The following is an 11,159-nucleotide window of genomic DNA, read 5'->3' as shown; positions in this document are numbered from 1 at the left end:
TTGGAGTACTAGGGCAACGGAATCACATGAATGGACATATAATATGTCGATTTTGGTGACCGGATAGTGCGACCATGCGTTCCGCGCTGTGGCGGATACTGCTGTCAGATCTTGCTAGCATTCAGATCTTGCTAGCATGTTGCGCATGTCGCGCACGATCACGCTCCGGCTCTCGGATGAGGCCTACGAGGCGGTCAAGCGGTACGCCGAGGCCGAGCACACCTCGATGAACGCCTGGGTCGAGGGCGTGCTTGACGCCGAGGACATGCGCCGGCGCTGCGCCGCGCATGGGGCCTGGGTGAGGGCCGACCCGGCGGTGGCCGGTGCGGCCCTCGCCTTCGGGGAGGCCAACCAGCGGGCTCTCGCGGTGTCGGGGCTGCCCAATCTCGCCGACGCCGCCGGGTGAGGCCACCGCGGCGCGGTGAGATCTGGACCGCGGGCATCGGGCCGGCGCCGCAGGCGGTGCTGGTCCTCAGCTCCACGGTCTACAACGAGATCGCCGACGAGCCGACCGTGCTGGTCGCCCTGGTCGTGGAGCACGCCACCGACGAGGGGTTCTGCGTCGACCTGGGGGAGGGGCAGTGGGCCGTGATGGGCCTGGTCACGTTCGTGGCCAAGGCCGCCCTGGGTGAATGCCTGCGCCGGGTTGACGTCCAGACGCTCACCACCGCCAACACCATGCTGTTCAAGATCTTGGCTACGCCCGAACGTTGACCTCACGGCAACCCCGGCATCATCACGGTTACGAGGTCCGCCGGAGGCGCGGATGCTTGTGAGCGCGGCCAGGGTGTCGTCACCGAGGGAGTAGCAGCCGTGGAAGTAGCGGATGCCGTGGGTGCGGTGGTAGGTGGCGTGCACGCGGTCGGGGTGCTTGCGTGGCGCCGGGCAGGTCCCGTGGCAAGGGCGGATGGACAGTGGCCCGAACTGGTCGAAGGCGAAAGCAGCGGTCGGGCAAGCGGCGGGTCACTTCCTCGATGCGGTCCAGCCTGGCGCCGGCGTCCGGGTCGGTGGTTTCCTTCCAGGTTCGGGTGCGCTGGAAGGAGATGGAGTGGTGGTGAAGCAGCTGCCGCAGCCGCTCCCGCCCGACGGTAACCCGGCGGGTGGGGTTGTGGCCCAGGTAGTCGGTCAGTCCACCGTCCACAGCCGTACCGTCTTGTCCCAGCTGCCGCTGGCCAGGGTACGCCCATCCGGAGAGAACGCCACCGATGCCACGACACCTGTGTGGCCGGTCAGGGGTTGGCCGAGCGGGCGGGGGTTGGACCGGTCGGTAACATTCCACAGCCGGATTGTGCCGTCGGCGCTGCTGCTGGCCAGGGCGTGCCAATCCGGGGAAAACACCGCCGACCATACGGTGCTGGTGTGGCCGGTTAGGGGCGGGCCGAGAGGGCGGGGGGCGGTCGGGTCGGTGACATCCCACAGCCGTATCGTTCGCTCCTCGCTGCCGCTGGCCAGGGTGCGGCCGTCGGGGGAGAACGCCACCGAGCGCACCCAACCGGTGTGGGCAGCCAGGGGTTGGCCTAGTGGGCGGGCACTGGGCTCGCGCGGATTCCCGCTGCGAGCCACGCTGGTGATGAGGACGGTACCGGCGACGGTGAGAAGAAGCAGCACTGCGAGGGCGGCGGCGCGGCGGTGACGCGGCGGCGTGGCCGGCCGGGGACGGGACCGGGGGTGACGCCCACGGCTGGTGATGCTCCCGCCGGCTGCCCGGTCCGGCGGAGTGCTGCCCGCCGGACGCGGAGATGATACGCCGTCGGCGGCGGGCGGTGGCAGCTGCCAGGTAGACGCGGCTGGGTGTTCGGCGGCGGCGCGGACCTCGCCGTCGAGCTGTAGCGACATCCCCGACGAGGCGATCCACCCCGGGCCGTACGCGCTGGCGGCTGCCTGGGCGAGATCAACCGCGAACGCGTGCGCGGACGGCGGCCGGTCCGCCGGGACCTCGGCCAGCGCGCCCAGGACCACCTCTGCCACCGGCGCAGGCACCCCGGCGGGCGGCCGGATACCGCGGTCGAGGTGGTGTCGCCACGGCGCCTGTGCGGGCGGATCGAACGGCGCGGTACCGGCCAGCAGCAGATACAGCATCACCCCGAGCGCGTACAGATCTGTGGCCGGCCCCAGCCGGCTCCCCGCGATCTGCTCGGGAGCCATGAACAGCGGTGTCCCGATCACCGTGTTCGCGGTGGCCGCCACCCCACCCACCAGTTTCGCGATTCCGAAATCGGCTACCTTCAACAAACCAGTGGTGTCGAACAGTACATTGTCAGGTTTGATGTCACGATGCAGCACACTCCGGGAATGCGCACACGACAGGGCCCCAGCCACCGCCAGACCGACCGCACAGGCCCCCTGCTGGCTCATGCCCGCCTGGCGGCGGGTCAGGGTCCCGCCGGCCAGCATCTCCATGACGATCAGACGCAGCTCGTCGGCCTCGACGTAGTCGTACACCCGAACGATGTGCGGATGATCCAGGCCCGCGAGGATCCGCGCCTCGGCGGCGAACCCGGCCGCCAGCCTGGCATGTCCCCCTGCGGCCAGCACCTTGATCGCAACATCACGCTGCAGGCCGCGATGCCAGCCGGCCAGCACCAACCCGAACGCGCCAGCACCGATCTGGTCACCCATTTCGTAGCCAGGAAGCGCCGCTGCCACCCGTGCCCGATCAACAATCATGATGCGGGCCTGACCCTACGCCGAGGTTCACCGACGATCGCCGCGAATAAACCCATTTTGCCCTGCACGATGCATGATCCTAGCGACCGCTCGCCGCACCCCGACAGCAGTGCGGCATGCTATCGAAGATCGGTGCTGGACGAGTCGACGATGTCCACGGACGGAGCGCACCAATCTTGTAATCGGGAGGTCGGAGCGAGCACACCTCGATGAACGCTTGGGCCGAGGGCGTGCTCGACACCGAGGACATGCGCCGGCGCGGCGCGGTGAGATCTGGACCGCGGGCATCGGCGGTCAGCCGGGCAGCGGCACCCGCGTCGGCGCACGTTCCGCGGTCGTGGACCCGCGCGCGACGGCCTCGACCACAGAGCCGTCCACGGTCTCCTGCTCCAGCAGCATCCCGGCGAGGGTGTCGAGGGCGTCGCGATGGGTCGTGAGCAGATCGACCGCCCGCGCCTCGGCCTCGCGCAGCAGCCGGGCGACCTCGGCGTCGATCAGGCGCTGGGTCTGTTCCGAGTACGGTCGGCTGACCAGCTCCTCCCCGCCGAGGTACTGCGGGTTCTGGGTACCGTAGCCGACCGGGCCGACCGCGGCCGACAGGCCGAACTCGCGCACCATGCGGGTGGCCAGCTGGGTCGCGCCGGTCAGGTCGGAGGAGGCCCCGGTGGACCCGTGGCCGAAGACGACGAGCTCCGCCGCTCGGCCGCCGAGCCGGACCGCGAGACTGTCGAGCAGGTAGCCCTCGGTATACAGGTGCCGCTCGGCCTCGGGCAGTTGCTCGGTGGCACCGAGGGACATCCCGGCCGGCAGGATCGTCACCTTCGCCACCGGGTCGGCGTGTTCGCAGAACGCCGCCACCAGGGCGTGGCCGGACTCGTGCACTGCGACGGACTTCTTCTCCTCGGGGAGCAGCGCGTTCGAGGCGTCGCGGCGGCCGAGCAGGATCCGGTCCCGCGCGGCGTCGAGGTCCTCGGCGGTGACGACCTCCCGGTCGTCCCGGACCGCGTGGATGGCCGCCTCGTTGACGACGTTCGCCAGGTCCGCCCCGGAGAAGCCGGGGGTGCCGCGGGCGATCCGGTCGAGGTCGGCGTCCGGCGCGAGGGCCTTGCCCCGGGCGTGCACCTTCAGGATCGCCAGGCGTTCGGACTGGGTGGGCAGCGGCACCGTGACCTGGCGGTCGAAGCGGCCGGGCCGCAGCAGCGCCGCGTCCAGGGTCTCCGGCCGGTTCGTGGCGGCCAGCACCACCACCCCGGTGTCCTGCTCGAAGCCGTCCATCTCGGCCAGCAGTTGGTTGAGGGTCTGCTCGCGTTCGTCGTTGCCGCCGATGACGTTCGCCCCCCGGCGCCCGCCGATCGCGTCGATCTCGTCGATGAAGATGATCGACGGTGCCCGCTTGCGGGCCTCGGCGAACAGGTCCCGCACCCGGGAGGCCCCGACGCCGACGAACATCTCGACGAAACCGGAACCGGTGATGGACAGGAACGGGACATCCGCCTCGCCCGCGACCGCCCGGCCGAGCAGCGTTTTGCCGGTACCGGGCGGCCCGACCATCAGCACCCCGCGCGGGCCGTGCGCGCCGACCCGGGTGTAGTGCTCGGGATGGCGCAGGAAGTCGACGACCTCACTGATCTCCTGCTTCGCGCCCTCGTACCCGGCGACGTCGCTGAACCTGGTCGCCGGCCGTTCCGATTCGGTGATCTTCGCCTTCGACCGGCCGAACATGCCGATGCCGCCCAGACCGCCCATCTTGCGGGCCTGCCGGCCCGACCAGACGAAGAACCCGATGAGCAGCAGCAGCGGCAGGAAGCTCAGCACGACCGACCAGAACGACGTGCCGGCCCGTGTCCCGGTGATCTGCACACCCTTCGCCCGCAGTTGGCCGGTGAGATCACCGGTGTCCAGGGCGGTGGGGATCTGGGAGGTGAAGTCCTTGCCGGTCTTGAGCGTGCCGTCGACGGCGCCGCGGTCGTCGACGGACACCGACCGCACGGCGGCGGCATTCACCCGATCGAGGAACTCGGAGTACGTCAGCGACTCCGGCCGGACGGCGAACAGGCTCGGCCCGATCAGCAGCAGGAACGTGATGAACAGCCCCAGCGGCAGCAGCAGGCGGCGCCAGCCGGGCATCGGCGGCGGCGCCGGCTTGGGTGGGGTGTCCTTCGGTGGCCCGGGACGCGCCTGGGTGGACGGGTGGAGGGTCCCGAGACGGACCGGGGAGATCACCTGGTTCTCCTGTCGTCCGAAGTTCTTCGTCCGTAGTTCTCCTGCCGTCAATTCTCCGGCCGTAGTTCTCCGGCCGTCCGAACATGCCGCTGGTCCTTTTCTACCAGGGCTTCTGCCGGGGCGCGTTCCACCGGAGGCCGATCAGGCCCCGGAACCGGTGCTGATCCGTTCCCGGTACCGGCTCGCCCGGTAGACGCCGAGGATGCGGTGGTCGGCGTAGAAGGACAGCTCCTCGAAGGCGCGGGCGACGGCCGGCTCCTCCGGGCTGCCCTCGATGTCGGCGAGGAACTGGGTGGCGACGAAGCCCCCGCCCACCATGTAGCTCTCCAGACGGGTCATGTTGACCCCGTTCGTGGCAAAGCCGCCGAGGGCCTTGTAGAGCGCGGCGGGCCGGTTGTGCACCTTGAAGAAGAACGTCGTGACGATCGGGCCGACACCGGCGGCCGCGCGCAGGTTCTCGCCGGACAGAATCAGGAACCGCGTCGTGTTGTGGTCCGCGTCCTCGAGATCGGCCTGGAGGATCTGCAGCCCGTACGCCTCGGCGGCGAGCCGGGAGGCGATCGCGGCCCTGGTCGGATTGCCGGCCTCGGCGATCTCCCGGGCGGCCCCGGCGGTGTCGGCGTGGGCGACCGCCGTCAGACCCAGCGTGCGCAGCGCCTCCCGGCACTGGGCCAGCGCCTGGGGATGGCTGTGCACCGTCTTCACCTCGTCGAGGGTCACCCCGGGCAGGCCGAGCAGCTGGTGACGGATCGGCAGGAAGTACTCGCCGATGATGTGCACCCCGGGGCGGGGGAGCAGATGGTGGATGTCGGCGACCCGACCTGCGGTGGAGTTCTCCACCGGGATCATCGCCAGGTCCACCTCACCCTCCTCCAGCGCGGAGAAGCACTCGTCGAAGGTCTGGTAAGGGACCGCGTCGTAGTCTGGATAGACGTCCCGGCAGGCGATGTGGGAGTTGGCTCCCCGCTCGCCCTGGAACGCGATCCTCTGTCGGGCGGTCATCCATGTCCTCGAATCCGCTGGATCGGGTACCGGCTGGGTCCGTACCGGTGCCGGTGTTGACCCCTCGACCGTACAGTTCCCGGGCGACAGTCCCCGTGCCCGAGAGCGGGCTCAACCGTCGGCGGCGAGCGTGCGCGGCAGCGTCCGTGGTTCCGTCTCGGGCGGGAGCAGGCGGAGGCCGGCATGCAGCAGCACGACGCCGCGGCGGCCGACGAGCACCGGATCAAGCAGGATCTCGGCGATGGCCGGCAGTTCCTCCCCGAGCCGGGCGACGCGGTGCAGCAGGTCGGCCAGGGCGTCGGTGTCGGCGGCGGGCGCCCCGGAGCCGCCGAGCAGCAGCACGCTGCCGCGGATCTCCTGGATGAGCTCGGCCGCGTCCCGGTCGGTCAGCGGCAGCGTGCGGGAGAGCGGGTCGACGAGCAGGTCCGCGACGACCCCGCCCAGGCGCAGTGAGAGCAGCGGACCGACGATGGGATCCTGCCGCAGCTGCACCACGGTCGAGACCCCGGCCGGGGCCATCGGCTGCACGAGCATGTCGCCCGGCCCGACGGCGGCGCGGATGGCCTGCCAGGCCTGCGTGAGCCCGGCCGCATCGTCGACTCCGAGTTGGACGGCGCCGACGTCGAGCCGGCTGCGGAACCGTTCGTCGGCGATTTTCAGCGCCACCGGCCACCCGAACGCCTCCGCCGCGGCGAGGGCCTCGGCCTGGTTGCCGACCCGCCGGCTCGGCCAGGCGCGCAGGCCGACCCCGGCCAGCAGGGTCGCGACGGCGGCATCGGGCAGCCACGCCCCGTCCTTCGGGTATCGCTCGGCCTTGGCACGGGCGCGGTCCAGGCCGATGCCGGCCAGCACAGGGACGCTGCCCTGGTCCCGGGTCCGCCAGGCGGCATGATCGGCCGCGCGGGACAGCGCGAGCGCGGCCGACTCCGGCGAGGCGTAGGACGGCACCGACCCCGGGCCCGGGGTACCCGAGCCGTCCCGGACAGCCAGATGGGCAGGGATCCCATCCTGCCCGAGAAAGGAGGCGAGCACCGGCAGGCCGCTCTCGACGGCCACCGCGCGCACCGAGCTCGCCAGCCGGTCGACCTGCGCGTGCGGGGTAACCAGGGTGATGATCGCGTCGACGTCCCCGGAGGTCGCGACCGCGCGCAGCGCGGCGTCGAACCGGTCCGGATCGGCCAGCGGCCCGAGATCGACGGGGTTCGTGGCGTGCCGATGGCCGACCAGCGTGGCGAGGCCGGCGCAGGTCGACGCGGACAGCGCCGGCACGCCGAGCCCGTAGGTACGGCAGGCGTCGGCGGCGAGCGCCGCGAGCGCGCTGGAGGTCCCGACGATGCCGACCCGCCGGCCGGCCGGCAGCGGTTGGCAGGCCAGCAGTTGGGCCGTGTCGAACAGCTGGCTCAACGTGTCGACGCGGATCACCCCGGCGCTGCTGAACAGGGCGTCGATGTCGCTGTGGGCGGCCTCCCGCCCGCTCTTGAGTGCCACGACCGGCTTGTGCCGGCTGAGCTCGCGGGCGATCCGGGCGAACCGGCGTGGGTTGCCCAGGCTCTGCAGATGCAACATGACCACGCCGGTTCGTGGATCGGAGCGCCAGTACCGCAGCAGGTCGTTGCAGGAGACGTCCGAGCGGTCCCCGATCGAGACGAACGTGGAGATGCCCAGGGCGCGCCGGGAGGCGTCGGTGAGGAACGTGCCCGCGAGCGCCCCGGACTGGGTGAACAGGCCGACCCGGCCGGGCGGGGGGTCGCCGACCGCGAAGGTGGCGTGCAGCCGGACCGTCGGGACGGTGTTGATGACGCCCATCGCGTTCGGCCCGATCAGTCGCATGCCGCCGTCACGGGCGATCCGGATAACGTCCGCGAGCCGGGCCCGTCCCTCGTCACCACCGTCGGCGAAGCCGGCCGCGACCACAATGACGCCGCGTACCCCCTTCTCCGCGCAGGCCCGCATGACCTCGGCGACCCGTGGCGCCGGCACCGCGACGACCACGAGGTCGATCTCGACTGGGACGTCACACAGGTCCCGGTAGGCGTAGACGGATGCCACATGGGTTGCCGCGGCGTTGACCGGATAGACAGAGCCGGTGAACTCGCTGGCGAGCAGCCGGCGGAAGACCTCGTGACCGACCGAGCCCGGCTCGCGGCTCGCCCCCACCACGGCGACCGTGCGCGGGTGGAGCAGCCGGGCGATGCTGCGCGACTCCGCCAGGTTCTCCCGCAACGGATGCCTCCTCGCCGGTTCCTCGCTGGCTCCTCGCTGGTTCGTCGCCGGTTCCCGTCGGCGGTGGGGAAGACCGCGACGCCGGCGCGACGCCGTCCGGAAGCGAGATTTACTCGTGTCGTCGCGGGTAGGTCCGGGTACGTCCGGACAGCATCAGGCAGTCAGCGAGGTGACCATCATGACCGATCCTGGGACGTCGCGCCTCCCGCGGGACGACGCGAAGCAGCAGCAGCTCGACGCCGTCCGAGTCGGCGACGACGGCGCCCGCATGACCACCGACCAGGGGATCGGTGTCGAACACACCGACGACTCGCTCGCGACGGGGGAACGCGGTCCGACGCTGCTGGAGGACTTCCACTTCCGGGAGAAGCTCACCAGGTTCGATCACGAGCGCATCCCCGAGCGGGTCGTCCACGCCCGCGGTGCCGGTGCCTACGGGTACTTCGAGGCGTACGAGTCGCTCGCCGACGTGACCCGGGCGCACTGCCTGGGCGAGGCCGGCCGGCGTACCCCGGTGTTCGTACGGTTCTCGACCGTCGGCGGTTCCCGCGGTTCCGCGGACACGGTCCGGGACGTACGCGGATTTGCCGTCAAATTTTATACCGAGGAGGGTAACTTCGATCTCGTCGGTAACAACATGCCGGTATTCTTCATTCAGGACGGTATCAAGTTCCCCGACTTCGTCCATGCGGTGAAGCCGGAGCCGCACAACGAGATTCCGCAGGCATCCTCCGCGCACAACACCCTGTGGGACTTCGTCAGCCTCGTCCCCGAGTCGATGCACATGATGATGTGGCTGATGTCGGACCGGGCACTGCCGCGCAGCTACCGGATGATGCAGGGCTTCGGCGTGCACACCTTCCGGTTCGTCGATGCCGCCGGGCAGGGGACCTTCGTCAAGTTCCACTGGCGGCCGAAGCTCGGCACGCACTCCCTGGTCTGGGACGAGACGCAGAAGATCGCGGGCAAGGACCCCGACTTCAACCGGCGGGACCTGTGGGAGTCGATCGAGAACGGTACGTTCCCGGAGTGGGAACTCGGCGTGCAGCTCGTGCCGGAATCCGACGAGCACGCGTTTGACTTCGATCTTCTCGACGCGACGAAGATCATTCCTGAGGAGCGGGTGCCGGTGCGGCCGGTGGGACGGCTGGTGCTCAACCGCAACCCCGACAATTTCTTCGCCGAGACCGAGCAGGTGGCGTTCTGCGTACAGAACGTCGTCCCCGGCATCGACTTCACGAACGACCCGCTGCTGCAGGCCCGGCTGTTCTCCTACCTGGATACCCAACTGATCCGGCTCGGCGGCCCGAACTTCGCCCAGCTGCCGGTCAACCGGCCGGTCGCGGCGGTGCACAACAACTCCCGCGACGGTTACGGGCAGCATCGCATCCAGCAGCGCCAGACGTCGTACTTCCCGAACTCGATCAGCGGCGGTTGCCCGGTGCTCTCCGATCCGGCGCACGGCGGGTACGTGCACTACGCCGAGCGGGTCGACGGGAACAAGATCCGTAAGCGGAGCGAGAGCTTCAAGGACTTCTACAGCCAGGCCACCCTGTTCTGGAACAGCATGTCCTCCTGGGAGCGGCGGCACATCGTCGACGCGTTCAGCTTCGAGCTCGGCAAGGTCGACTACACCCAGATCAAGGAGCGTGTCCTGGGACATCTCGCCCAGGTGGACCACGAACTCGCGGCCGGGGTCGCCGAGAACCTCGGGCTGCCGGTGCCACCGGAGAGCACCCCGAACCACGGACGGTCCTCACCCGCGCTGAGCCAGGCCGACCAGCCCAGCGGGGTGGCCACCCGCAGGATCGCGGTGCTCGCGGCGGACGGCGTGGACGAGGTGGCATTGCGTTCGGCCACCGCCGCGCTGCGCGAACAGGGCGCGATCCTGGAGGTTCTCGCGCCGCACGGAGGCATGCTCGCCACGGTGTCCGGCGACGCGCTGCCGGTGGACCGAACGCTGGTGACCATGTCCTCGGTCCTCTACGACGCGGTGTTCGTCGCCCCGGGCGAGCGCGGTGTCACCGCACTGACACACAACGGCGAGGCCGTGCACTACGTCGGCGAGGCGTACAAGCACGCGAAGCCGATCGGCGCGGTCGGCGCAGGGGTGTCGTTGCTCGAGATCGCCTCCTTGCCGGGCGCGCGGGTCGCTGACCAGGGTGACGCGGTGGTGTCCGACCGGGGTGTCGTGACGGTCCGCGACCTTGCGGGGCCGTCCGTGCTCGACGACTTCGGTTCCGCGTTCACCACGGCCGTGGCCGCCCACCGGCACTTCGACCGCGCGCTGGAGGCCGTCGCCGCGTAGGGCCGGGCGCCGTTGTTGCCGCGTTGCCGCGTTGCCGCGTTGTTGCCGCGTTGTTGCCGATGGTGCCGATGGTGCCGATGGTGCCGATGGTGCCGATGTGCCAGATCGTGACGGTCAAGGCCCGTCAGGTCTTCGAGGAGGCCGGGTTCGCGCGTGATCACGGTGGTCCGCCGGCGTCGTACCGGCGGCGGGCCGAGCCACGCCACGAAGCATCGATGAGGTCTCGATTCCGTTCCATCCCTGACCGGTCATCTTCTCCAGGGACCGAACCTCGATACGGACCCAGGTTCCTTTATCGCTGGCGAGGCCAATTGAGCGTCGCTTCCGCACCACCGCGGTTCGGTCAAGGCGAACGTCTAGGGACCGCTCGACACGTTTCAAGACATCGTCGTAGAAACCAGACCTGAGATCCAATTTAGCGCGGACTTTCGGCACGATGGGAGCCCTATCTCTCGTCGCTCGGTCGGATTGTTGCCCGTCCGGTAGCGATCTTCGAGCACCACACGGACGGGCAACAGTAGTGAAGACGTGTTAAAGTGCTATCTTGGCGCCCTGCGGACGCCGTATCGGCTGTCAGGCCGTGAACTCTCCATCCGTCACACCATGCACGAACGCCGACCATTCCGCATCGGTAAAGACCAGCGCCGGCCCGGTTCCATTGTCCTTACTGTCCCGTAGGGCGACAAGGCCGCCGTCAAGGAACGCAACCTCGACACATTCACCCTTAGTACTCCAG

At 69.9% G+C, this 11,159-nt stretch carries 8 protein-coding genes; 3 read left to right on the top strand and 5 right to left on the bottom strand.

The genetic code is table 11. The features are described 5' to 3' along the window. Positions 1-145: 145 nt before the first annotated feature. Together AC08OQ_RS12220 and AC08OQ_RS12215 are read left to right on the top strand one after the other, a co-directional pair. Entirely contained in the window at positions 146-406 is a 261-nt protein-coding gene (locus AC08OQ_RS12220) for a toxin-antitoxin system HicB family antitoxin (RefSeq protein WP_035911300.1), read from the top strand. Beyond that, on the top strand, positions 403-714 hold the full coding sequence (locus AC08OQ_RS12215) for a MazF family transcriptional regulator (protein ID WP_462187406.1): 312 nt from the start codon (positions 403-405) through the stop codon (positions 712-714). The genes AC08OQ_RS12220 and AC08OQ_RS12215 overlap by 4 nt, the downstream gene beginning before the upstream one ends. A 411-nt stretch (positions 715-1,125) precedes the next feature. On the opposite strand, the gene AC08OQ_RS12210 is transcribed toward AC08OQ_RS12215, so the two are convergent. The 4 genes from AC08OQ_RS12210 to AC08OQ_RS12195 all read right to left on the bottom strand — a co-directional run bounded on the left by AC08OQ_RS12210 (position 1,126) and on the right by AC08OQ_RS12195 (position 8,115). Further along, positions 1,126-2,667: a WD40 repeat domain-containing serine/threonine protein kinase gene (locus AC08OQ_RS12210; RefSeq protein ID WP_476605276.1), complete on the bottom strand. Its 1,542-nt coding sequence runs from the start codon at positions 2,665-2,667 to the stop codon at positions 1,126-1,128. 294 nt (positions 2,668-2,961) lie between these two features. Beyond that, complete coding sequence (ftsH, locus tag AC08OQ_RS12205; RefSeq protein ID WP_462187405.1) at positions 2,962-4,890, bottom strand: ATP-dependent zinc metalloprotease FtsH; 1,929 nt, start codon at positions 4,888-4,890, stop codon at positions 2,962-2,964. A 141-nt stretch (positions 4,891-5,031) separates the two neighbouring features. After that, complete coding sequence (locus AC08OQ_RS12200) at positions 5,032-5,892, bottom strand: prephenate dehydratase (protein WP_476601404.1); 861 nt, start codon at positions 5,890-5,892, stop codon at positions 5,032-5,034. Between the two features lie 111 nt (positions 5,893-6,003). Then, positions 6,004-8,115 (bottom strand): acetate--CoA ligase family protein, encoded by a 2,112-nt coding sequence (locus tag AC08OQ_RS12195; protein WP_476601405.1) that lies wholly within the window; start codon positions 8,113-8,115, stop codon positions 6,004-6,006. A 178-nt stretch (positions 8,116-8,293) separates the two neighbouring features. On the opposite strand from AC08OQ_RS12195, the gene AC08OQ_RS12190 reads away from it, so the two are divergent. Then, complete coding sequence (locus tag AC08OQ_RS12190) at positions 8,294-10,423, top strand: catalase (protein ID WP_476601406.1); 2,130 nt, start codon at positions 8,294-8,296, stop codon at positions 10,421-10,423. 573 nt (positions 10,424-10,996) lie between these two features. On the opposite strand, the gene AC08OQ_RS12185 is transcribed toward AC08OQ_RS12190, so the two are convergent. After that, on the bottom strand, positions 10,997-11,159 hold a 163-nt coding region (locus tag AC08OQ_RS12185; RefSeq protein WP_476612053.1), incomplete at its 5' end, for a DUF397 domain-containing protein.

The sequence above is a fragment of the Frankia sp. CcCS3 genome (assembly GCF_977927575.1).
Note: the sequence above shows the minus strand (reverse complement) of the source record. Positions and strands in the feature narration are given on the sequence as shown.